The organism is Streptococcus ovis DSM 16829, from assembly GCF_000380125.1.
Taxonomy (GTDB): domain Bacteria; phylum Bacillota; class Bacilli; order Lactobacillales; family Streptococcaceae; genus Streptococcus; species Streptococcus ovis.
Genome location: NZ_KB904580.1, coordinates 1 through 22,730 on the forward strand (window position 1 = coordinate 1; position 22,730 = coordinate 22,730).

21 protein-coding genes are annotated in these 22,730 nt (G+C 35.5%); 3 read left to right on the top strand and 18 right to left on the bottom strand.

Going from position 1 to position 22,730, the window contains the following annotated elements; genetic code table 11:
• From A3I9_RS0107670 to A3I9_RS0107690, 5 genes are all read right to left on the bottom strand, one after another.
• The coding region (locus A3I9_RS0107670; RefSeq protein ID WP_018378454.1) for a site-specific integrase at positions 1 to 1,177 on the bottom strand (1,177 nt) is incomplete at its 3' end.
• A 451-nt stretch (positions 1,178 to 1,628) separates the two neighbouring features.
• The gene (locus A3I9_RS0107675; protein WP_156809186.1) at positions 1,629 to 2,267 is read right to left on the bottom strand and encodes a hypothetical protein; all 639 of its coding nucleotides are present in this window, start codon (positions 2,265 to 2,267) and stop codon (positions 1,629 to 1,631) included.
• Between the two features lie 40 nt (positions 2,268 to 2,307).
• Positions 2,308 to 3,216 (bottom strand): hypothetical protein, encoded by a 909-nt coding sequence (locus A3I9_RS0107680; RefSeq protein ID WP_018378456.1) that lies wholly within the window; start codon positions 3,214 to 3,216, stop codon positions 2,308 to 2,310.
• Positions 3,217 to 3,230: 14 nt separating this feature from the next.
• Positions 3,231 to 3,749: a zinc-ribbon domain-containing protein gene (locus tag A3I9_RS0107685; RefSeq protein ID WP_018378457.1), complete on the bottom strand. Its 519-nt coding sequence runs from the start codon at positions 3,747 to 3,749 to the stop codon at positions 3,231 to 3,233.
• A gap of 19 nt (positions 3,750 to 3,768) precedes the next feature.
• Positions 3,769 to 4,137 carry a zinc-ribbon domain-containing protein gene (locus A3I9_RS0107690; protein WP_018378458.1) on the bottom strand — a complete coding sequence of 123 codons (369 nt, stop codon included), beginning with the start codon at positions 4,135 to 4,137 and terminating at the stop codon, positions 3,769 to 3,771.
• Positions 4,138 to 4,386: 249 nt separating this feature from the next.
• On the opposite strand from A3I9_RS0107690, the gene A3I9_RS0107695 reads away from it, so the two are divergent.
• Entirely contained in the window at positions 4,387 to 4,725 is a 339-nt protein-coding gene (locus A3I9_RS0107695; RefSeq protein ID WP_018378459.1) for a helix-turn-helix domain-containing protein, read from the top strand.
• A gap of 148 nt (positions 4,726 to 4,873) precedes the next feature.
• On the opposite strand, the gene A3I9_RS0107700 is transcribed toward A3I9_RS0107695, so the two are convergent.
• The 3 genes from A3I9_RS0107700 to A3I9_RS0107710 all read right to left on the bottom strand — a co-directional run bounded on the left by A3I9_RS0107700 (position 4,874) and on the right by A3I9_RS0107710 (position 6,714).
• Complete coding sequence (locus A3I9_RS0107700) at positions 4,874 to 5,329, bottom strand: hypothetical protein (RefSeq protein WP_018378460.1); 456 nt, start codon at positions 5,327 to 5,329, stop codon at positions 4,874 to 4,876.
• 1 nt (position 5,330) lies between these two features.
• Positions 5,331 to 5,774, bottom strand: a complete 444-nt coding sequence (locus A3I9_RS0107705; protein WP_018378461.1) for a Panacea domain-containing protein — start codon at positions 5,772 to 5,774, stop codon at positions 5,331 to 5,333.
• 166 nt (positions 5,775 to 5,940) lie between these two features.
• Positions 5,941 to 6,714: a hypothetical protein gene (locus tag A3I9_RS0107710; protein ID WP_018378462.1), complete on the bottom strand. Its 774-nt coding sequence runs from the start codon at positions 6,712 to 6,714 to the stop codon at positions 5,941 to 5,943.
• 117 nt (positions 6,715 to 6,831) lie between these two features.
• Here A3I9_RS0107710 and A3I9_RS0107715 point away from each other — a divergent pair, with 117 nt between their 5' ends.
• Positions 6,832 to 8,061 carry a DNA cytosine methyltransferase gene (locus tag A3I9_RS0107715; RefSeq protein WP_018378463.1) on the top strand — a complete coding sequence of 410 codons (1,230 nt, stop codon included), beginning with the start codon at positions 6,832 to 6,834 and terminating at the stop codon, positions 8,059 to 8,061.
• An 85-nt stretch (positions 8,062 to 8,146) separates the two neighbouring features.
• Positions 8,147 to 9,457 (top strand): phospholipase D-like domain-containing protein, encoded by a 1,311-nt coding sequence (locus A3I9_RS0107720; RefSeq protein WP_018378464.1) that lies wholly within the window; start codon positions 8,147 to 8,149, stop codon positions 9,455 to 9,457.
• Between the two features lie 34 nt (positions 9,458 to 9,491).
• Here A3I9_RS0107720 and A3I9_RS0107725 read toward each other — a convergent pair whose 3' ends face one another.
• The 10 genes from A3I9_RS0107725 to A3I9_RS12665 form a co-directional block, all read right to left on the bottom strand.
• On the bottom strand, positions 9,492 to 9,788 hold the full coding sequence (locus tag A3I9_RS0107725; RefSeq protein WP_018378465.1) for a hypothetical protein: 297 nt from the start codon (positions 9,786 to 9,788) through the stop codon (positions 9,492 to 9,494).
• Between the two features lie 91 nt (positions 9,789 to 9,879).
• Complete coding sequence (locus A3I9_RS0107730; RefSeq protein WP_018378466.1) at positions 9,880 to 10,518, bottom strand: CpXC domain-containing protein; 639 nt, start codon at positions 10,516 to 10,518, stop codon at positions 9,880 to 9,882.
• A 268-nt stretch (positions 10,519 to 10,786) separates the two neighbouring features.
• Positions 10,787 to 12,565 (bottom strand): hypothetical protein, encoded by a 1,779-nt coding sequence (locus A3I9_RS0107735; RefSeq protein ID WP_018378467.1) that lies wholly within the window; start codon positions 12,563 to 12,565, stop codon positions 10,787 to 10,789.
• 427 nt (positions 12,566 to 12,992) lie between these two features.
• Positions 12,993 to 17,219: a PBECR4 domain-containing protein gene (locus A3I9_RS0107740; protein ID WP_018378468.1), complete on the bottom strand. Its 4,227-nt coding sequence runs from the start codon at positions 17,217 to 17,219 to the stop codon at positions 12,993 to 12,995.
• A complete protein-coding gene (locus A3I9_RS0107745) occupies positions 17,216 to 18,529 on the bottom strand; it encodes a hypothetical protein (RefSeq protein ID WP_018378469.1) in 1,314 nt (437 codons plus the stop codon). Before A3I9_RS0107745 ends, A3I9_RS0107740 begins: the two co-directional genes overlap by 4 nt.
• Before the next feature lie 65 nt (positions 18,530 to 18,594).
• A complete protein-coding gene (locus A3I9_RS0107750) occupies positions 18,595 to 20,418 on the bottom strand; it encodes a VirD4-like conjugal transfer protein, CD1115 family (RefSeq protein ID WP_018378470.1) in 1,824 nt (607 codons plus the stop codon).
• Positions 20,418 to 20,948 (bottom strand): hypothetical protein, encoded by a 531-nt coding sequence (locus tag A3I9_RS0107755; RefSeq protein ID WP_018378471.1) that lies wholly within the window; start codon positions 20,946 to 20,948, stop codon positions 20,418 to 20,420. Before A3I9_RS0107755 ends, A3I9_RS0107750 begins: the two co-directional genes overlap by 1 nt.
• Positions 20,949 to 21,018: 70 nt before the next feature.
• Entirely contained in the window at positions 21,019 to 21,849 is an 831-nt protein-coding gene (locus tag A3I9_RS0107760; protein WP_018378472.1) for a hypothetical protein, read from the bottom strand.
• Entirely contained in the window at positions 21,849 to 22,088 is a 240-nt protein-coding gene (locus A3I9_RS12660; RefSeq protein ID WP_018378473.1) for a hypothetical protein, read from the bottom strand. Before A3I9_RS12660 ends, A3I9_RS0107760 begins: the two co-directional genes overlap by 1 nt.
• Positions 22,089 to 22,106: 18 nt before the next feature.
• On the bottom strand, positions 22,107 to 22,721 hold the full coding sequence (locus A3I9_RS12665; protein WP_018378474.1) for a hypothetical protein: 615 nt from the start codon (positions 22,719 to 22,721) through the stop codon (positions 22,107 to 22,109).
• Positions 22,722 to 22,730 lie beyond the last annotated feature (9 nt).

The window sequence follows — 22,730 nt, forward strand, 5'->3', positions numbered from 1 at the left end:
TCTCACCTTTATTTTGTAGATACACCCATGCACTTTCAGGAGATTTGTCACCCCTTGCCGACATCAGCTCACTGATCTCATCCACACCAGAAAGAACTAACTGTGTTGTGTACCAGTGTCTGAAGATATGAGGGGAGATATTATGCTCTTGCAATAAATGGCCAAAAAACACAACTTCTTCATCATCTGAGTTAAGGAATATTGGGATCATCTCTTCTCGGATAATCTTTCGGAAACGCTGATAATAGACATCATAAGTTAAAGCCTTCCCTTGCTTGTTCAAATTCAATGGACCGTAGTCCTTCTCATACTTCTGACCTTCTAGATATGCCATATAATCATTGTAGGTGTCCACAAACACTTCTAGAAAGATATATGGGACGGCTTGCATCCGCTCCTTCTTGATGCGTCCTGTGGGCTTTAAATCGCTACGCAGGGGTATTTCCTTACGTAAATCTATTTCAACCTTAAATGTCTCTCCCTCAGCCTGATGAAAGATGATGCCAGGACCTAGCGGACTATCTTCTCGTCTGACATTGCAAGCTTCAGATGGACGCAAACCAACAAAAGCCCCTAGCGCTACTACCATGAGCAAATCTGTGTGCTGTTTAGCTATATGAGCAAATAGCATTTCAAAGGCAGCATTTGGCATGTCGCGAAAGATAACTTGTTCCATGTTACTATCATCCACATAGATTTCAAAATTGGGCTCTTTTCGCTTAATAACCCGTCCACGTTTGTTGGTATAAGTTGTTATAGCATATAGGTCTTTCGGAGATAGATTAGCCTTCTTTTTCCGTTCGTTTAGGTAGAGTGTTAGGAAATCTAAAACAGCATTAACACAAATCTCAACAGTGCTCTTCTTCCGATGCTGGGTATCACCAGGAAGCGTTCCTAAACCATAATGCATAAAAAATTCTCTAACCGTATCTAATGTTAACTGGTCTAAAGATGCAATTCCTTCTACTCCAAAAACATAATTTAAAAACTTTACAACATACGAAAAACGTTTGTTACCATTATCAGAGATAGGTTTAATTCTAGCAGCTGATTTTACATAGCGATGAAAATTGGTAAATTGCAATCTGCCATCTTCGTGTTTTAAGGCAATAAATTGTTTAGTAACAAGATGATTATCACCTAAAATGAGAGAATGTTTATAGCAAACAAACTTCATAGTACCTCCTTTTTCTACTTTGATTGAATGTCCTGACTTGAATTTTTATTGCTAAAAAACGCAAAAAAACGACCAATTCAGTACCATTCTCCTCTATGCAACAAACTGCAAAGAGGGGACATCGATGAGTACTTTCATTGATCGTTATGATATTTAAAATTAATCTAATAACAAAAGTAACTTCATCTTGGTAATTGGAACTATTAAATAGTTCAGTAACGTTAAAACCATAGTAGGATTCCTCAAACAATGAATGTGTTGTCTACTATGGTTGGATATTTACTTTTTTTCTTTTACTAAGTTTCTTTTACTTTTGTTATCTTTACTTTTTTTGTATTATAACATATTTTGCTAAAAATGTCATTTTTGAAGAGTGATATCCACTACTTCATCTTTAAAACAGTAAAAAAGAGGCTATTGTTAGCCTCTTTCTCTGGACTTATGTATGAAGCTAGTTCACTTTCGTTTGTTTAAAGTAATATCCAGCTCCTATAATAGCTAGTAAAATAATAAAGAACTTTAAAAAATTATTAGATTGTTTGCCTGTACCATTTTTACCTTGGGCTGTATCATTTTGTACACCTTGCATAGAAATGGCTTCTTGTTGGATTTTGTTTAATTCTCCATCAGAAAACTCACCATGCAACATACTACCATCTGCACGTTGAAAACTCACCATGCCAAAGTAGTTATCCAGATACTCTTCATCCCCTTGCATGACTACAAAGCGTGGAGTTTTATCAACTTTCTTTGTTATTTCTGGCTTTACAACTACTTCTTTTACAGCAGATGTTCCCCCGATTTTCGTAGCTGCACGGGGTTCCATGCCGACTACGAACACGCTGATTTCATATTTTCCAACAGGCACTTCATCTTTTTGAATAAAGTTATTCTTTTTATTTAACTTGTAGGTTCCTGCTATTTCTTTTGTTTCAGAATTAAATAGTTGCACTGTCATTTCAAGTTCATATCCTGGTTGGCGAATAGCTTGAATGACTACTGGACCATTTTTTTGATTAAATACCAAAGTTTTAGCAAGAATCAATAAACATAATGCTAACGCACCAATAATCCATATCTTTTTCATCATACCCCTTTCAATTTGAGAAAATAATTATATATGTATCCTATTATTGAACCTTGAGTTTAAGGTATTCTTTGGTACAAACGATCCTAATTTCCGTTAAAATTTCATTTTCAAATTTAAATTCTGCATACGACGAATCATCTTCTCCACGTTCATCCAAGAAATATGTAATACTGTATCCTTTGCTATTTTTGTCAAATTCTTTATTGTAATTAAAGTATTGATCTTCATAAACAGGATTATTGATAGTGACATTCTCTAAGAATTGCTTACGAGTAATTCCTATATTAATTCCTTCGTAAGAAAATGGAGCTTTACCATTTTCCTTCATTTTATATTCATTGGCAAAACCTGAGTGCTTTTTATATTCAACACTAATAGTTGTCAAATCAGCATCAGGTAGTTTAATTTTCCTTTTTTTAGTATTTATTCCGTTAGACCTAAGGGCAAGAAATGAAAATTCCTCATTTTTAAAATTAGGCAAATAGTGCGTAAGAAGTCGAGATTCTCCATTAGCTAATTCAAACTTGTTTTCAGACTCAGGTTTTTTATTATATATTGTTTTATAGATAGCTTCCCAATTAGTAGGTAAGTTAAAATGATTAGAATAGAGAGAAAAATTAGTACCTAAAGTGACATTGATTTTCCTTTGCTCAAAGACAGGTAAAATTTCATCAACCTCTTGATAAGACATGGCATCATAGACAGAATCATCTTCGTCTAGGAATTTGTACCGATAAATTCCGTCATCATCCAGAACGCCTTTTGGAGATTTATAGTTTTCGAATTTATGAACTTCATCTGCAGGTATCGTTTGTTCCTTTTTGCCAAACAGAGACTGTTCATTATTTTGTGACACATTTGTTTGAGAATTCGTTTTACCGCATTGTTTCATCAAGAAAATGATACAAAATACGATAAAAACAACTGTTAGTAATTTATTGTTTTTCATATACTTAGTCTCTTTTAAACAGCTTTATTTCCACATTCAACACAAAAGACAGCATCATCTGCTAACGTGGAGCCACAGTTGGTACAGAATTTTTGATTAGCAATAGGTGTAGGTGCATTTTCCTCTATCTTTTCTTGAGGAATCACTTCTTCTGTTACTACTGCTTCCTTAACTATTGGTGATTCTTGCTTCAAATTATGTCCACAATGAGGGCAAAAAACAATCCCCTTCTCTATGTACTTCGCACAAGATGGACATTGATCCGTTTTTAAAGATGAATCAGTGGTGTAACTTTGAATTGTTTCGTCACACACTTTAATTTGTGAAATAATTTCTTCAAATTCGCTACCAGGTACTTCACGATACTTTTCATAGTATAAGTTACCCAAGGATTTTAAAAGCTCCTCACGTTGCTTTTTTTCTTTGTTAACTAAATTTTGAATCTTCACATTCTGAGTGAACTCTTGTGTTTTTTGACTTGCAATATTTCCAACATCAGCAAGTTTTGATGATAATTCTTCTAAAAATGACATAATTTATCCTCCTCACATACTATCCACTAACACTAAAGGTCAGAAGACTAGAAACTAAAATAATGAGTGAAATTACTAGAACAATGAAATGTAAGATCCGATTTGTTGTTCGTTTAATACCGATGAACCCTGCCAAAGTAGCAAAAATAGAAACAAGGCAAGCTGTTGTTGGAGAGTTTCTACCGACAAATAGTACTACTATGTTTAGCGCGACACACACATAGGTATAGAAGTCAGGTGTTTGCCCTAACTTGGGTTGAGTATTTATATTGCTAACATTTTCAGTCTGCTTCACATGAGTTGTATTTTGAGCTTGAAGTGCATTTCCGCAGGACATACAGAATTTACTACCTTCACCGTTTTGTTTCCCACATTTTGAACAATACATAATATTTAATCATCCTATCTTTTTAATATATTTCCAAATCTGCAATACCAAGACTATCTATTCTCACCTCCTGAAAGTAGGTAAAGCAACTTAAATATCAAATTTTATAATTTTTTAAACGACTATCGAATAAAAAATTATATATACATTATATCATACATTGTCCTTTTGAGGATATATAAATTGTCCTTTTTATACCTGTAAACTGTCCTTAAAAACCTATATTCTTTAATAAAAGGAGGACAGATTATGACATTAGATCAATTTGTAGCCAAAAGAATCCAAACATTACGGAAAGAATTTCAACTAACACAGGAGCAATTAGCTGAAGCTGCGGGCTTAGATGTTTCCTCAATAGCAAAAATAGAGCGTGGAGAACGCTCTAATATTAAAGTTAATACTCTAGAAAAAATTGTTGAAGCTTTTGGTTTATCCCTTAGCAGTTTTTTACAAGATTATAAAAACAATACGAACTCTATTGCCCCACTCTTTGAGAAATTTCATAATAGACTTCAACTTCTACCCCAAGAAAAACAAAAAGAATACCTACGTTTATTTGAAGAGATTGTTAACATTGAAAATTTATAAAAATTTCAATGTATAATTTTATAGAATTGTTTACTAGAAAAACGATTTATCTCCATCATCATAATAAAAAACATAGAACACATTGTCCTACTCAACAGAATCAGTATGTTCTATGTTTTTTATTTAATGCGAAATAATATTAAATAACTTATTGTTTTTTAGAGGGACAAATAGCATGCTCGCAATCGTACCACACGATGTGAAATATCCCTTTTTTTAGAACTCCAAATAATCTAATTTTTCCCTGTATCCTCAAGGAATAAAGAGATTCATGTTGCAGTAAATTTAATTCATCAGCTCTATCTCTAGCTTCTTTAATCATATCTTCAAATAATATAAAGTGAGAATTTGTTCCTTTTTTTCGTCCCCCACTACTGCTATCAATTTCTTGCCAAGTCATGCCTTCATAATCTCTAAGCTTTTTAAAAATTTCCTTATCAATAAAATCATTATTAAGAACACTCCAATCACTGTGCTCAAAATCAGCTAACTCAAAACTCCAAATAGGTTTTGATGATTTATATGAATCAGGGTTATAGAGTTGTTCAGTCTGTTTTCGTGATATTGTCGATTTCTTAAAATTGGTTTTTTTGTTCTTCCCCATTTCAAATTAATCCTGAATAATACTCTTGCATCAATTCCTTAGAAATGATTTCCGTACTCCGTTCTCCTAATGGCAACGCTCCTCTTGTTTCTCGCCATGGACGCTCACTATGAGTGAGCTCACTCAACCAAAATGCTTCCCGATGTCCATAGTCACCTATTACCACGGATAGTGTCTCAATCTCATCTTCAGAAAATTCATAATCACCAATATAAACCTCTAAATCATTTGACTCAATAAGAAATTCTCCTTTATGTACATCATAAAGTTCTTTGCAAACAGGTCCGTTGGCCCATGCCTGAAAATCTTCGTTAAACAATGGAATGCCATCCCATGCTAGAGACCACGCTTGAGCATAATAGCATAATTTTTGTAATTTCATAGTAGACATTTCACCAAGTTCATTTAAAATATAATAGGCAACATCAAATATTGTACCCATCATTGTTTCCTCCTAATTTTCGTTTTCACCCTCTTCATTATACCATATAATAATTTATTATAATTAAAATATTTTAAATATAACTATAATACTTGCTAAACATAAGATGAAAAATCTAACTATCTTTTGAAACTCAAATCTGAAACATGTACATAGTAATTATCTACTTTCATTTTTCATTAGATTTTCCCATTATTTTGCCTTCTTTCATGATATGTCTTTGTTTTATGACATATTCTGATAATTTTTTCTTTGATACAAAACCTGTTATTTCAACGTACCATATTCTTTTGCTTAGTTCATTGAATAATTCTTGAAACTCAAGATTTTCTGAATAAAGCCAACGTTTTTGCTTAAAAATCCCTTCTACACTCTCTATATTGTTGGTAAAATAACAGTTCTCACCTTGTACACGACACAATAGATAAGAATCTACAACAAATCCTTTGTTATAAGGGTATTTATAATTGCCTTGTTCATCATAATTTTTCACTTCTAATAATAAAAACCTACTAAAGCCTTTTGTGGATTTAACTGATACGTTTTTCTTATTTATTACAAGGTCAATATTATCCCAGAATTCAAGTTGACCTACTGTAAAATCAACATTTGAACACTCAAAGTTGTTATCCAAGCAGTACTTGTGAACTGCAACTTCAGATAATTTACCTTGAAAAGTATTAACAAATATCTCACCTGGTTTTCTATCGTAACCACTGTCACTAGTGAAACTACTAGGATTATGTTCTCCTTGGTGCCCAAACGTCATTTTATAAGAAAATTCGAAAGCCACATTAAAATCTTCTTCAGTAATTTTAATTACTTTATCTGGATTAAAGCCAAATTCTGTATTTTTGATTATCGGAAAAATATAAGCTTTTCCTTCCTCATCAAGTCGAACTTCTAAAAATTGAGTCTTTTCGTCAAAATTATTTGTATCCATAAATAAACCTCGTTTTTTAATTTTACCAAAAAATTTAAAAAAACGTAGTTCTTTGCTGCTTTTCTTGAATATAAGTGATATAATTATCGAGTTAATAATTAATTAAGGAGAAAATACATGACAAATTCTGTAAGTTCCAAAACTGCCATGAAGCATAACATTGCTGCTTTCTTTAGTGGAGTTGGTGGAATTGAGTTAGGTTTTGAACAAACCAACGAGTTCAGAGTGGTGTATGCTAATGAATTTGATAAGTATGCTCGTGCTACTTACGCTCTCAACCATCCCAACACCCCTCTTGATAGCCGAGATATTCACAAAGTACCAGCTGATGAAGTATTGGATGAGACTGGAAAAGACAACATTGATGTTGTTGTTGGTGGATTCCCTTGTCAAGCTTTTAGTATAGCGGGCTATAGAAAAGGTTTTGATGATGATAGAGGAGATTTATTCTTTGAATTACTCCGAATTATTGAAGCCAAGAAACCAAAAGTTGTCTTTATCGAAAATGTAAAAAATATGGTTTCCCATGATCATGGTAATACTTTTAAAGTCATACGAGAAGCTTTGACGGATAATAACTATTTTATTAAGTGGAAAGTCTTAAATGGTAAAGACTATGGTAACATTCCACAAAATCGGGAGAGAATTTATATAGTAGGTTTTGATAATAAAGAATCTTATGATGCTTTTGAATTTCCTGAAGAAATCAAACTAACAACAACACTAAAAGACGTTATTGACTTTGGGGCAGAGCTAGATGAGAACTATTACTACCGTGAAGGTAAACAAAAATTTTATGAAGAACTGAAACATGCTATTGACAGTCAGGATACAGTATATCAATGGCGTAGACAATATGTACGCGAGAATAAAAATGGAGTTGTACCTACTTTAACTGCTAATATGGGAACAGGTGGGCATAATGTGCCATTGATTTTAACCAATAATCATGAGATTCGTAAATTGACACCTAAAGAGACGTTTAATGTTCAAGGTTTTCCTAAAGAGTTTAAACTTCCAGAAAAACTATCAAATGGTCAACTGTATAAACAAGCTGGTAATAGTGTGGTTGTCCCAGTAATTAAACGTATTGCGGAAAATATTTCTGTCGCTTTGAATCAACAAGGAGAATCACAACTAGCTAGAAATGGTAAATTTGCAATTATTTATACTAAGATGAACGGACAATTTGAAGGGGAATCTTATGTTAAGGAATTTGTTGACAGCTACGAACAAGCTGAAAAAATTATTAAATCTTACAAAGATGGATTGAGTATTTTTTCAGACGAAGAATATTTTAGATTTATCAAGAAAAAAGGTAATTTAGAATTTTATAGTATCGTATAAAATGAATATGATAAAAGCTAGTTTTAGACTAGCTTTTTCTGTTATAATAAAGAGTATGTAGTCAGGAATTATAAAGGAGACGAATATGTCAATATGGGAAAAATATACTAAGGAGGAAAGAGAGGAATATATAAAATTTCTTCAGGTATATGGTGCATTAACTAACCTTTTTAGACAAAAACATGGAGATCCTATTCCATATCTTGATTCAAAGTTTCAAGAGACAATCTATGCAAAGGTTTTTAAAAGTGAGAATGTTGACATCGGTAATACTCCTCATGATATCTTGTCAATATTTGCTGATAAAAGAATAGGTATCGGTTTGAAAACATGGATGAACTCAAGTCCATCTTTTCAAAAAGTAATGCAATTGAAACGCTATAAAGCTGAAATTGATCCACTTTTTAGCAAATCAGATGAAGAACTCGCTTTAAAATTATCTCAAATTAAAAATGATAGAATGTTAGCTGACTATAAGCGTCTAGGGCTCACAGAAGATGGTAACATCTATCATTATATTACTAGGGACGCAGGAAAATTTGTTATTCAAGAGACTCTATACCCTTTGGTGGACTTGAATAATCTCAGAGATTTTAAACGTACTTCTACTGCGTTTCAATGGTCTGATGGTCATAAAGATTATAAATTTACTTATAGCGATTCACAAATATGGCAACATTTTGACTCAAATAAAAAAGATACTTTAGTTCTTAATACATTTGATGTCAATATTATTGATGATCCATTTGAATTTCTCTTACAATCGTACTTTAATTTCATAGATGATTTCAAAAACAAATCACATCAGGACGATATTGTTGAAGTGTATTTACCGCTTTATTCATATCGTAGCAAAGAAGTAGAAGAAAAATCAGGACTTAATTCTTGGAATTCAGCACCTAAAAATCGTGGGAGTTCAACACTACGTCCACTCAATGAAATATACATCCCCATCCCAAGAGAATTTCATAAAAAAGTTCCTAACTTTTTCTGTTCCGATATTTTTGAAGTAGAACGAATGCAAAATAACTATACTGGGGATAAGAAGAATAAACCACAAGTTCGATTTCATTTAAAATTACCGAATGGAAAGTTGATCCCTGCTCTTGTTGGCCAAGAAAGAATGAAAAGTCTGCAATCGGGTAGTTTGACTGAGCGTGACCCTGAGACAAATAAACTTTACGGACAGTCAGCACTAGGTCAATGGCTCCTAGTTGATGTACTTGGGCTAAATGAAAGACAAATTGTTACCAGAGATTGGCTTCAAAAAAAGGGGACAGATTCAGTGAGACTTTGGAGAAAAAAAGACGATTATTCAACCATTTATATAGATTTTGCACCAATTGGTAGTTTCGAAGCGTTTATGAATAATGAAGCAATTGAGAAAGAAGAATAAAAAAGAGGATTCACCTCTTTTTTACTACTTATTGCTAGTACAATTCATCCTTGATTGATTCAATAAAATCAGTATAGAATTTCTGGATGGTATTAGCTACATACTCAACACTTTCTTGAGCAGTGACCTGAATTAAATTTTCATAACTAGCCAAGGAAACTACTTGAGTAAATTCTACATTAAACTCCTTATCTTTGCACAATACTTCAAATTCTTTTAAAAAATCTAATAGTGTTTGCTTCTGAGTCCCTTGATATACATTTTTATCAAGACGAATACCTAAGTTTGATATTTCAACCGATAGATTATCATAAAGTTCTTCTAAGTCCATTACGCAATTTGCTCCTTACTTTTTTTGAAATTATATTAACTTCAATATATAGTAAATCACTCAAAAAAGCAAGAGTACTCATCATTGTTGACTATGATATGACACCATGTCTAATAACATTTCCTGCCCAATATTCGTTAATGAACAATTCCTTGTCTTCAATAGTTTCTAGTTCTGAAATGAAAAATTGATATTGTTCCTTTGAAAAATCAAGTGATGCTACTACTTCATCCTTATTGATAAACATAAATTGATAATTAGAAGGTCCAACTTGTGAAAGGACTACATTGTCATAAGAAAACTGAATATCCCCTTCTTCCAATGGGCTATTGGTGTATTTCATCAACTCAATAGCACGATCGTCTAGATTTGCATTAAATATTTGTACTTTTTCTATAAAGGATTCCAAATCATGGACAATTCTACAACGGTATTCAGACAGGTCTACCCCTTCTAGCTTTATATAGTTTTGCTGTCTAGTAAAAATTGCTTTATCAATGTAAGGGACATAATGTATTGCACACTTCTTCTCTTTATCCAGATAAAGTGTAGGATAGGTAATAATTTGTTCTTTATCACAATGTTGGCAGGAGAATTTAAACAAATTCCATTCTGTGATAGCTTTAGTTAATTCGGGATGAGTTGTTGCATTCACCACATTATATCGCTCATGTAGGCATTTTCGGCCACATTGTGGACAGTTAAGATGGGATAAGTAAAGTTCAGTCATATATAGTTCTCCTTCTCTGTGATGAGCTTTATATGCTCTTACTTATATATTCGTAATCAAATAAGAAAAGGCTAAAAAAATTTCAACCTTTTTATTATCTTTAGGAAAAAGCTATGCATTATTAGTTATAAAATTCTCGAATTGGCTTGGAGTAAATGTTCTCACTTCGTCTACACACATTTTTTCTAAAACACCCATTCCAAAATGATGAAAACTTGTTTGACTTAGTTGGGAAACTCTATTAGCATCAAAGGATGTTAAAACTAAACTATAGTTTTTGAAATAAATTATAAATGGGATAATCTAAATATCGCTCTTTTGTTTCCTCATCCAATTTATTCCAATAAAAATTAGCCTGTTGTTTTGATTTTAACAACACTGAGGCACCAAAACAAATTTCATTTTTACCATAATTATTAATCAAAATGCTAGTAAGAGTTTCCATTTCATTATTATTCAATTCTCGATTTCTATACTTAATTTGAAGATCATTTATAATAGCTATCTCGCTATTTTTGAAATAATTTAAGTTCCAATCAGAAAGTCTTTGAACCCAATTAAGCAGCGTCTCTCTTCTTTCAGTATCTTTTGCCATATCAGCTGCTGCAATTATTTTTATTATTGTATTGTCAGCCCCCTCATACTTTAAACTATTATCAACTAGTCGTTGATAGGAAGCTATTACGGAATCAAAGTTGCAATTATCTATTTTTAACCATTCATTTGGTTCAAAAACTTCAAAAATAGAAATATCTGAATAATCTTCATCTTCCCCTCTTCGACACCAAGGAGTTTCATTGAAAATATCTATCATAGCCCCCTTCTTATCATCTTCAAATTCATATAATGTGATAATGTGGATGTTAGCAATTTTCAGATGAAGTAATTTTGATTCATCATAATTTAAAGCAAGCGTTTCTCTTAAAATTAGACCTTTATTAAGAAAGGACAAATTTTTTTGCGATTGACTATCAAATAATGCTAAATCAAGTTCTTTTTTGATGCCTATATTATCCATAATAGTAGCAATGCGTTGCAATTCTTCAAGATGCTCATTTAAATTCATCAACTTAATTTCATTTAAATTATTTGCATCAAATTTTACACTTTTACCATTTAATGTAATATATCCTGCTTTTTGTAATTCTTGTAACGCTTCAGTACATCTAATGGCTTCTGACAAATTATCGGGACGTGAAAAATTTAAACTGAATTTGTTTGTTTTCTTATGAGCTGAAAATGTAAATCCTGATCCAATTCGAAGTTCTACACTACCATCTGGAAAACGATGTCTCTTTATATCATCAAAGATAAATGTTTCTCCTATAGTAAAAATTAAATCAGTTTCTTCAAAAATTTCAACTACTTTAATTGTACTATCAACTGGAATTATAGCACCATTTTCCGCATCTTCTAGATAAGGAAAAATATCGTGTTCTTCTTGATAATTAAAAATGTCAACTGGATTTTTTCCTCGATGATAAAACTTGATAACTTTATCTTTAGGTAAGTCACTTAAACTTGGTAATTTTTTATCAGTAAAACTACGTTGCCTGTCACTGGTTCTAATAAAATCTAATAACTCTGCATACACTTTTTCAGCAGGCAATGGATGAATATTAACTAGTACTGTCTTATTAATTTGTTCTTTAATTTTTGATTTTTTAGATTTGCTATTCTTAAGTAGACGTTTGATTGTTAATGGAGGTAAAGATTTGTAATATATCCCGTTTAGTTCATAATTATTGCCTAATGAAACCACAAATAATACCACTCCCCCTGTCCTCAAATATAACTCTAGATCACTTAAAGTTAAGCGAAAATTATTAAGAGGAATCTCACTTTTTTGTGTAGATTTAACTTGGACAGGAACCACCCCGATAATATCTTCTTTTCTATCTGTTGGATTTTTTAAAACATGTATAGTTCCGTCCCATGATGGAGTTTTATCATTCTGATCAAGATAGGATTGGAGATAATCGTTTTTATCTATAAATGTAGCCAGATGAGAAACACCTAGTGATTCAATTTTTTTATTGTTTACCAAATATTCACCCCATTACATAATATTATATACTTCTTATTATACCATTAACACCGTAAAAACATATAGACTATATTACTACTGTACTCCTCTAAAATCTACACAATATTACCTTAAAAAATGTACATTTGAACTCACTAACTTCCTAATATTTTCTACCTCATTTTGTACAATTGAATTCCCACCCAAACTGGAATATCGTAACTAAATTATGGACTATATTACACTCTAAAATAAAGTACAAAACAAAAATAAAGTACACTTTTCAAAGAATGTACTTTATGCTTCAATTATAGATGTATCAAGGGTTTAGGTACTGTTAGATATAAAGTACATAAATTTTTAGTTTTTCTACATTTTCCATGTTATTCATCCTCTTTCTGTTTTCGTCTAGTCATAAAACCTTGGGTTAACTGAGCAACTAAGTCCGCTACAGGTTCATCTCTTCGTTGCCCAGTTCTTCCTTTTTTGGGTCAGACTTTTCCTCCGTTTTCTCTGCAGTTGGTGTCGATACTTCATTGTATTGAGATAGTTTTTCTTGAAAACTATCTTTGGTTACGTCTTTTGCTTGGTACTTCTCAAGCGTAGCGTCAATTCGATTGATAAGACTGCTTGCCTCTTTTTGCACAATATCAAGTTGTGCTTCAAGGTCAGATAGACCAACTTTGTCACGTGACCAACTTGCCAAGTACGCAAAGGAATACTCACTTGTGTCTAGTCCATAATGGCTCGCTACGACAAAAGCGATTGACTCCGCTTGGAGTTCGCGTTCACTGCTAGTGTACCCGTCACCTAAACTGTGCAGGTCTGAGTGAGCCATTTCATGAAAGATTGTTTTGAGCGTTTGTTGCTCAGACATTCCTTCCAAAATGGCGATTTCTTTATTTACTGTATCGTAGTAACCTCTTGCACCATTCGCATCTGCGACAAAAGAAATTGGTACGCCATTCACCTTCGACACTTCTCTTGCAGCATTAAATAACCGTCCGTACTCTTCGTACGTTCCAGTCAATTCATAGACTGGTTTTGGAAGTTCTTTCCCACTGGTCTGGGAAACATCAAAGACGTGTACCAACTTGAAGCGCATCACTTTAACTGGTTTTCCATTGTCATCTAGGACCACTTCTTTGGTCTTTTTGTCAATTTTATCAACCATCATTGGTGCCCAAATCCACAAAGCCTTTGAACCTTTATTGACATTTCGACCAAAATCATCTCTCCACTTGTTGAAGGAAGCAACGTGAGTCGCTTTTGGATTTTGAGCCAATATCAGTCCAATATTCCCTGGGGAATAGTCTGGGAATTTACTCATAGTTGTCAAAAAGTTCTTATAGGTATCCGAATTAAAATACTCCTTAATTCCTTCTTTCATCCGCTTTGAAAGTGCCTTAGTGTCCCTTACTTGGATAATTTCAGCAATCGTCCGAGTATCTGTTACTTCTTCAGGAACAGGTTGACTAGGTGTGACATCAGCCAAGTTATCAAACAATCTAGTTTGGTTTTCGTCCATTTTTTTCTCTCCTTCTACTTGGTGTTGAGGTATCATTGTTTCTGCTGGTTGAGGTACGCTTTCTTGTAATTGCCCTGGTGTTGAGTTAGCATTATAACGATCAGACCCCAAGGAACGCTCCTCATAATCTGAATAACCATCACCATCGCTATCTAGTTGTTTTTCAAAATCCAATCCTTTGACACTACCGACTTCAAGCCAAATCCTTTTGTCAATCGCTGCCAAGTCTGCAGCCTCCTTCAATCGACGTGGACCAAGTGCTAATAGTTGTGAGATTGGTTTCGTCTCGTCCGCAACATCATAGCGGACTTCCTGAAGGAGTTCCCCCTCTGGAGCATATACCGAAAATTTCACTTTGGTATATGGGAAGTAGCCTTCATTGGTTACAAGGTCTGCCTCCAGTTTACTTTCTTGGTGTGCAGCATAGTAGATACTGTTCTGCTTATAGAGTTCTTTTGCAAATGTTTCGTACTCAATCAAGTCCGCCTCATTAAATGGTAGCTGAGGACCATCTGGCCATTTTTCAAACCACTGAACACGGACATGGTAAGTTTTATTATAAACTCTGTCCTGGGACCATTCCTGATAGAAATTAGACTCTTTATCTACCAAACCAATCTGATCCGCAGCATCTACAATCGACGTGAAGTTTCCGCTATGGATTCTTGATAGTTCATCATAAATAACCCAGGCAGCTTTCGACTCTTCAGGAAATTCTATGCCGAGGTCTTTGGGGTTTCCCACATTGTACGCAGCATCCAATACCTGGGTGAAGAGTGCTGGAGACACAATTTCACTTTGAGTCAGATTTTCTTCAGATACTTCTTGATATTGATTGTTTTTTAGGATTGAGAGCATTTCTTGACCACCATCCTTAACGTATTCTTCATTGATGGAGAGTTGTTCAAGGACACCATTCCGTTCACGATAAACCCCCAAAACTACCTCCTTATCAATTTTGTTTAGATTTTCACCGAGCGAGCCTTTAATTCTCATGAGAGATGCTGGTATCAATCCTTCTTTATCTGTATTTTTGAATAAAACTAATAAATCAGTATCTTCAGGATTGATAGCCTTTGACATATCGATATTGTGTAGTTTTTCAACATCTGATAGATCGTTAAAAACAAAGGATTCTGCCTCAAGAATTTCAGGCAAAAGGGGAATGACTTTCATCTTGTCCTTGATAGCATTTGATAATAAGATATTTTCATAATCACCTCGACCGTAAGCGAAATCTTCAAGAGCCTCTGCCATTGTTATATTGACTGGAGATATACCTGCTAAATGTGCAAAATTTTTCTTTTGGAAATTTATCTGAATAATTTCTTGAGCACCAGAAGCAGTCGCATATACATAGAACACCTTACTGTCGGCCAATTCTTTTAGATACCATTGAGCAGTCGTCTGAAGGGTTGGTGCAAAGCGATTTAATCGACGTAATTCCTTCCCGTCAACGATATGATAATCCTGCTTTTTATTTGACACGTACGCTCCTCTAGTGGTAAACTGTAAATGAGCGATGACAGGAAAATCAGGTTGTGGTTCATCCACAACAGGCTGCGATGCTGTCCTAGGAGAAACATCTCCTGAAAAATCGGAAGTGCGATGAAATTCGCCCGCATCGCTATCTAAAGTCTCTTGATAATTATCAAGAGGCTTTTCTTTTTGATTAGAAGTTATCTCTTCGGTTAAACCATACTTTTCAATGATAGTATTAAGTTGTTTGTCATAGTAATCTATCACTTTATCCCAAATATCTGGAAGTTCAGCCTGGAGTTTTCTTAGAAACTCAACTGCAGCTGCACCTGATAACCCCTTGTCCGAAAGATAGTCACGAATGCCATTGTCATCTAGCGCATGACCCTCGATGGAGAGATAACCTGTCGCACCATCATTGATGGACTCTGCCACGTAAAGTGTAACTCCAGCGATTTGATAGCGAGTATCTTCAAGACTACTATGGAATTCTTCTACAACCGTATCTCCAGCATCCATATTGTTCAACTCTTCATCGTGCCACAGATAATAGTTTGTATCATCTTTTGTGATTTCTGAGATGAGTTCATCCACTTTTTTTTCGTAGTCTTCGACTACTCCTTTCTGCTCTTTCAAATAATCGTTCCAGTCTGTCTTTTCTTGCCCTGGTGATAAAGGTGGTAAGTCTGACTGGATAGGGATGCCTTTTTCTTCTAAGTCCGCAATAAATTCTCGACCAGCCTCGTCATTATCAACTGCTAAGGCAATCAAATCTGCATTCTTGCCGTCCTTGAAAAAGGTTGTCGTAGAAACAAGTGCTTCTAGTGCTTCTCCTACCTTGTTCAAATCAGATTGATAGTCTGTCTTACCCTGTAACTCCGCAAGAAGTTCCATCGTGTAACGAGAGATGGTTCCTATCTTTAGACCATCCATAGAAACCAGTCTCACATCGCTCAGACGGTCCTTGTTTGCCTCGTAATAGCTCATAAGGTCTATTGGAGCCTCCGCAAAGACAAGACGCTTAGGAGTGCCAATATCGACTGATAAACCACTTAGACCATCCGAGTGAGCCAAGATTTGTTTCAGGTAGCCTTTCCTCTCATATAATTCAGGACGTGGCTCAATCCCCTGCAGGCTAGCACCAATGACATTTCCTTTCTTATCTAGCGACTTAAAGACCACAACAGACTCCAAGGAACCATCCTTGGCTTTTTTCTTAGCTTGGGCTAAGACACCTTGTTGGCCAAAGAAGTTGATCGTATCTGCAGATAAACCTCTTACTGTCTGTAAGTAGTTATCTGCAGCAATAAACGGTTCCTCGTACCTACCTAGATAATAAGAAAACTCTTCACGTGGTCGAGTATCAATCGTAGCCTCTTTGAACTCACCTGTTTCTAAGAAGTGGATGGCTTCTTTGAAGGAAACCTCTTTGACTGCTTGCACCAGGTCTACTGGATCGCCAAATACATCCGTTCTGGAATACCACCGAAAAGTATTCTTCCTGGTATTTACCTTCAGAGAATCATGCTCTGTCCAGTAGTATTCATGTGTTGAGTTTCGCTTCATCTCCATTCCAAGAGCTTCCGCAACCTCTAAAATATCTCTATTTTTAGCTTGCTCGATGCGTTGCTCCAGGGATAGTTTTTTTCCTGATGGTTCTGTACTCATAGTTCCAAATCCTCTTCTTTCTCTGTTTGCTTCTCACTTTCTTTCGGTAGCAGCATCTCTTTGGCCACGTCGACGGCCACGAAATCTTTCAACTCTGGAATAGCGGCAATCACTTTTTTCAAGTCTAATTTTGGCTCAATACCTAACTTAACACTATCAATTAAGAAGGCCTCTTCTACCACCCCTCGATAGCCCTGTACTGGGTCAATACTATCAATAGGGATAATAGCTACTTCCGTTAGGCTACCTCTATAAAAAGCTCCCACACGGTGTCTAAGGTAGTAGTTAATATCACTGATGCTCTCTTTGGTCACATCTCGAAGATAGGCTAGTTTGTATTCTTCACCGTCGGTATAACCATAGGCAGTATATAAAACAAGCTCTTTTTGGTCCTTTCTTAGTTCCTGATTGATTTCCGATAGTCGTTTTTGTGGGATGCCATCACTGAAGAACTTGAGACCGTAGTCTGTTGGATAGTCTCTCTCATAAGTTTCTAGCACGTAGTCCTCATAGCTACCAAATTCCTTTCTGAAAGAAGCATATTGAGAGGCGTAGTCATAAAATGCTCGATGCGTTTTAAAGTCAGGAATAGTATCTGAAGGTAATTCCTCAATGGCTGCCTTATCCACTACCACATAGCCATCTGATCGGTCTCGATTGAGAACTTCCTCAAAGAAAATCACTTTTAAATCTGAGTAGTGCTTCATCAGGAAAGTGATTGTTTGATAGTCCGATTCTTCCTGGTCACGATAATCAGTAATCAGTCCTGGTGTCATGATTTCCCAATCATCGATGTAAGCCGTCTCTGGTTGTCGCAACAAAAGCAAAGTCTCGTTCTCAACATTAACCCCAATGACTCGATCACCGTTTAGAACCTGGTCTGTTTCGAGTTCTACAATCCCTCTCTCCATTTGCTCGACCTTCTCACGTTGGTTATCTTCACGTGCCTGTTTGAGGTAAAACAACTCGTCCGCTTTAGCCTTCAGCTCCTCAAAGTAGTCACGTGACACTGTAATTGGACTGACTAATAAACCCTTTTCACGTTGCTCTCTTGGATAACTGAAGAGATAGGGAGCCACTTCTTTGAAGTCCTGGTATCCTAGTTGCTTGATTGCTTCAGTAATCAAGATGTTATTCGCATCCTCATCACTTGTATCTGCAGCAATCAGTCCCTGGGCTACGATTTCTTTTGTCGCAGCCGTCAACGCATAGAGGGGGAGTTTGCTTTCAATCCCATGAAAGAAACCAATCCCATAGACTGTCTCTTCAAATACCTGTCGTTTCATCCCTTTGTAATCTTTTTGTTTCATGTATTTTCCTTCCTGTTCATTTCAAAAAAAACACCTACCGCCTGGTAAGTGCTAGTTGGTTTGTTTTATGCCACTTTTTTCAAATCATCACTAGTTCGACGATTGATTTGCACGCGGTCATGGCGGACACGTTCGTCCCAATCGTCCATATCTGTCATTGATCGAACATAACGGTACCAGTTTTCATCTTGTGGCCCATTGGCCAATTCTGCTGCACGTGGATGTTGGAGGACATTGGTTTTCTTATCTCTGAAGACATTTTGCTTAGAGATAAATACTAGGGCTTCATCTACTCCAATACGTGCCACTTCATCAGGCGTTATCAAGTCACGTCCAATAGTCTGCGTTGTTTGACTGGATGATCCATGATGACTCCAAGTCTTAGACGTATTGATATTTCGGATAGTCTGTTTTCCTGATCGTTTTGAAAAATAGTCCATTGTATCTTTGTCGTTGGTTCCTAAATAAATCAGTGTGGCACAATTATTGAAGATAGTTTCCCACTGGTCCTTGTATAGCGCCTTCAGCTGGCTAATAGCTTGAATGATAATATCAAACGATATTTCACGTGACCGTACAGAAGATAAGACCTCTGTGAAATTAGGGAAACGGCCAAAGTTCGCAAACTCATCCAAAATCAACCGAATGTGCAGAAGGTCTTCAGGGGTGCACGTCGGATGAGTACCTTGAAGAATCTCATCAGCCGTTTTAGGCAACATTCGAAACATCATTGTAAACAACATAGTTCCCAAGAAATTGAAGGCTTTGTCGGTTTCTGGAATGGCAATAAAGACAGCTGTTTTCTCTGTCTGCCACTTCTCCATCTCCATATTGTCTCGCTCTACTAACTTACGGACTTTTTCATGGTCAAATAAAGAATAACGAGCAGACATAATTGCTAAGACTGAAGTCATAGTTTGACCAGTAAAGTTTGACTTGAACAGGTCCCATTGCTTATTGGCATAGTTCCCTGGCAATTCCTTCTCCAAATCCTCGAACATTCGCTCGACGGCACTTGGTACATCTTCAGCTCTACGCTTCAGCGACCGCAACAAGTCTGCTACTTGGCTGATGTTTGGTTCAAAGTTTCCTAGCACCTTTCCTGAGAAATACAGATAACCTATCAAGGCTCGCATGAGTAGTGCTTCTGCATGAATCCAGAAGTCCTCTCCCTTGTTATCAGACTTGGCAGTTCCAGCGATAATTGCTTCTGCAATTCTATCGATGTCAATTTCATCGTTCATATAATGAAATACATTGAATTGATTGGAGTTAACCAAGTTTACTAAGTCAAAGACCTTGATTTTATAGCCTGCTTTCCGCAACATATCCCCTGTTTCACGTACCAAGAGGCCTTTAGGGTCTGTCACAACGAAAGAACTATTTAGCTGCATGAGGTTAGGCTTTACAAAGGTAAAGGTCTTTCCGTCCCCAGGAAGACCAACTGTCAACGTATTCTTGTTCAGTTGCCACTTGAAGGGCAGACGTTTGTTAAAAAGTCCCATACGTGCTCGTTCTGAAAAAATCATATCATTTTCAGGAAGTTCATCTCGAAAGCCCTTGAGGTCCGCCACCGTCGCAAATCTAGCTGATCCATGCTCCTCTCCGTAGCGGTAGGTGCCTGTATCTTGCACTTTCAGATAAGCCATCAGGATTAGAAAAGCTCCAAGCCCTCCTGCAAATAGGGACCACGTTGTAAACTGGAAATCCAATAGACCAAAGGTTCCAAAATGCGTCAGCCCCCAAGTTAGTCTTGATAGCCCCAGTGGATCATTTATGAAAGAATAGCCAGGAGCCTGAGAAGCTGTTTTGACAAGAAGGTGCAGAAGGTAGAAAACAATAAACATTATAGCGAGATAGACTTTAAAGTTTTTTGGTTTCTTTGTCATTACAACTCCTTGTCTACTTCCTTCTGAGGAGCAGGAGCCTTGGTTTGTTGGGCTTGAGCAATTTCATTGTCTACCTGTTTCTCATACTTGGCCAACATATCTTCCAACGTGAGCGGATTGCTTTCTTTAGAAAGGCGTTCCGTCAGGACTTCTGCTTCAGCTGCAGTTGAGACTTCTTGCTTGAATTTTGTCAAGAAATTTTCTAGTTGCTGGATGTTTTTTGCATCGATAGCAATTTCCATTTTTCCATCTGGCAACTTCTGCAAAGCAAAGCCGATGTTATGCTCGTTCAAGTAGTCTTTCAAAGCCTTTGTGTGTAGCTCAGTTGATAAGAACTCCTTGAAGTATTTCTCGTCAGAAGTAGCTAGAAATTTGTTCCAACTGGTTTCTGAAGTAAAGTTTTTAGCTGCTAGGTGTTGCTGGAGTTTTTCTTCCGTTTCTTGAAGTGCCAGAAAAATGAGTTTTAACAACACTTCGCCTGTCACCTTTGAAATACCTGTCAGACGGTATGCAATCTGTTCTTGGTTCATTTGTTTCTCCTTAATAAAAAGAGTTAGAGAAACTTTTTATCTCAAACTCTTTTAAACAATATAATTATATTTATGGATAATCTGATATTTTAGGTAATTTGACTACAGTAAAACCATAACCTGATTTTTTATCTTCTTTTACTTGAAAACTTAAACGGTAGCTTTTGGGAGTCTCCTCCTTCTTCACGATCACCACATAGGTCAAATTAAAGATATCTGCTTCATTAGAAATTGTTTCTAGAATTACTGATTGCAATTGATTATCAGGAAGGTTGTCATTTTGATCTAATACATCTTCCATTACATAGTCAGTTAGCTTAGTTTTATCTCCTGAATAATAATTAGGAAGAAAATAACGTGCAAATAAATCTGCAGCATGTGACTTATCTTGAAGTAAATCAATTTCTTTTAAATTCATCTGAGTTTGTTTCAGTTCTTTTACTAAAGATAGTTGTTGCACGTATAGGTTACCTGATAAACTTATTCCAAAAATAGCTAACACCGTAGCAATTATACTGACAAAGGAGGGTTTTGTTATTGAGGGTGAAGACGACTTTCTAGGGCTCTGGTCCTTCTTCTTAGTCATTTTTTGGTTAATACCATCCCTTCTCCATCCCTTCTTGACTTCATTCTTACTGCTCTTTAATTTTATCAATGGAGACGTTTTAACAGGTCTGGCATTCCCAAAGTTCTCTAAAATAACTTCCACTTGACTTTGTAAAGGAAGAACAATTTGAATTGTTTCAAGTGTCTCTCCCGATTCTGCGATATGCTTGATAGAAAAAAAATCTTTTTGTTGATTAGCAGCTACTCTAGCAGAACTGTTTTCCACATGCCAAAGTAATTCATCTTTATTTTTAAATTCCTGAATCTGATTGTTTGAATTCGTTACAATAAACATTATTTATCACCTATTTGAACCGATTTTCCAGACAATAAGAGATCTTCTAAGTCTTCTGCACTTAATTCAGATTCTGAAACTAAAAACATAATATAATCAGCGTGTCGTGCTGAATACTCTCTTTTCAATTGAGTTTCTTTTTCAGCCAAATCTTGTTTGTCACGTGCTATTTTGGCCAATTCCTTTTCAATTTTTTCTAATGGTTTCTTATAATCTTGTAGTTTTTTCTTTCTAGCCATATATTTCCTTTCTAATTATTATTGATCATGATCATTCTCATCATCTGTCAGAAAACTATGTACATGATTTGAATGATCATCGTCATTTGCATCTGTTAGTGCCACTGGCTTCATACTTGAAACCAGATACTTACTGCCCGATTTCACAAATGTTATTTCTAGCATAACTTCTCGTTGTACATCCTTGGCTGCATCCTCATAATTGTATTGTTTCTTCAGCAATGTACTAGTGTAGTGAATATCCGCTAAAACCTTCTGAGATTTCTGATTGATATAGATTTCTGACGATTGGTAGACATAATCAACCACATATCCTTTATAAGCCTGATTTACTGCCTTCTCTTCTATCACAACCTCTCTCTCATACATGGTTTTAGTCATGAAACGCTCATATCGATTACGATTTTCACTCAGATCTTTCTTTGTGTAGTATGCAATAAGAAATTCTTCAACATATCGAGTAGATAGTCCTTTTGCATCCGTTTCTTTTCGTACAGTCACTTCCTGTTTAGTTTCGCTTTTGGCAGGAACTTTACCAATCTTACCAAAAGCAAATCCCAGGAGAATAAGAAAAGCTGCGACTGCAAAAATTGCTAGTTTTTTTAACCTTTCAAATTTCTGTTCATCCAACATGTGGTCTAT

Coding starts and splice junctions, on each gene's coding strand:
- A3I9_RS0107705 (WP_018378461.1), bottom strand. CDS start 5,774: ATGATGGGTACAATATTTGATGTTGCCTATTATATTTTAAATGAACTT.
- A3I9_RS0107690 (WP_018378458.1), bottom strand. CDS start 4,137: ATGTATTGTTCAAAATGTGGGAAACAAAACGGTGAAGGTAGTAAATTC.
- A3I9_RS0107755 (WP_018378471.1), bottom strand. CDS start 20,948: ATGAACCAAGAACAGATTGCATACCGTCTGACAGGTATTTCAAAGGTG.
- A3I9_RS12660 (WP_018378473.1), bottom strand. CDS start 22,088: ATGGCTAGAAAGAAAAAACTACAAGATTATAAGAAACCATTAGAAAAA.
- A3I9_RS0107675 (WP_156809186.1), bottom strand. CDS start 2,267: ATGATGAAAAAGATATGGATTATTGGTGCGTTAGCATTATGTTTATTG.
- A3I9_RS0107720 (WP_018378464.1), top strand. CDS start 8,147: ATGTCAATATGGGAAAAATATACTAAGGAGGAAAGAGAGGAATATATA.
- A3I9_RS0107715 (WP_018378463.1), top strand. CDS start 6,832: ATGACAAATTCTGTAAGTTCCAAAACTGCCATGAAGCATAACATTGCT.
- A3I9_RS0107750 (WP_018378470.1), bottom strand. CDS start 20,418: ATGACAAAGAAACCAAAAAACTTTAAAGTCTATCTCGCTATAATGTTT.
- A3I9_RS0107725 (WP_018378465.1), bottom strand. CDS start 9,788: ATGGACTTAGAAGAACTTTATGATAATCTATCGGTTGAAATATCAAAC.
- A3I9_RS0107740 (WP_018378468.1), bottom strand. CDS start 17,219: ATGAGTACAGAACCATCAGGAAAAAAACTATCCCTGGAGCAACGCATC.
- A3I9_RS0107680 (WP_018378456.1), bottom strand. CDS start 3,216: ATGAAAAACAATAAATTACTAACAGTTGTTTTTATCGTATTTTGTATC.
- A3I9_RS0107695 (WP_018378459.1), top strand. CDS start 4,387: ATGACATTAGATCAATTTGTAGCCAAAAGAATCCAAACATTACGGAAA.
- A3I9_RS0107685 (WP_018378457.1), bottom strand. CDS start 3,749: ATGTCATTTTTAGAAGAATTATCATCAAAACTTGCTGATGTTGGAAAT.
- A3I9_RS0107730 (WP_018378466.1), bottom strand. CDS start 10,518: ATGACTGAACTTTACTTATCCCATCTTAACTGTCCACAATGTGGCCGA.
- A3I9_RS0107745 (WP_018378469.1), bottom strand. CDS start 18,529: ATGAAACAAAAAGATTACAAAGGGATGAAACGACAGGTATTTGAAGAG.
- A3I9_RS0107760 (WP_018378472.1), bottom strand. CDS start 21,849: ATGTTTATTGTAACGAATTCAAACAATCAGATTCAGGAATTTAAAAAT.
- A3I9_RS0107700 (WP_018378460.1), bottom strand. CDS start 5,329: ATGGGGAAGAACAAAAAAACCAATTTTAAGAAATCGACAATATCACGA.
- A3I9_RS0107710 (WP_018378462.1), bottom strand. CDS start 6,714: ATGGATACAAATAATTTTGACGAAAAGACTCAATTTTTAGAAGTTCGA.
- A3I9_RS12665 (WP_018378474.1), bottom strand. CDS start 22,721: ATGTTGGATGAACAGAAATTTGAAAGGTTAAAAAAACTAGCAATTTTT.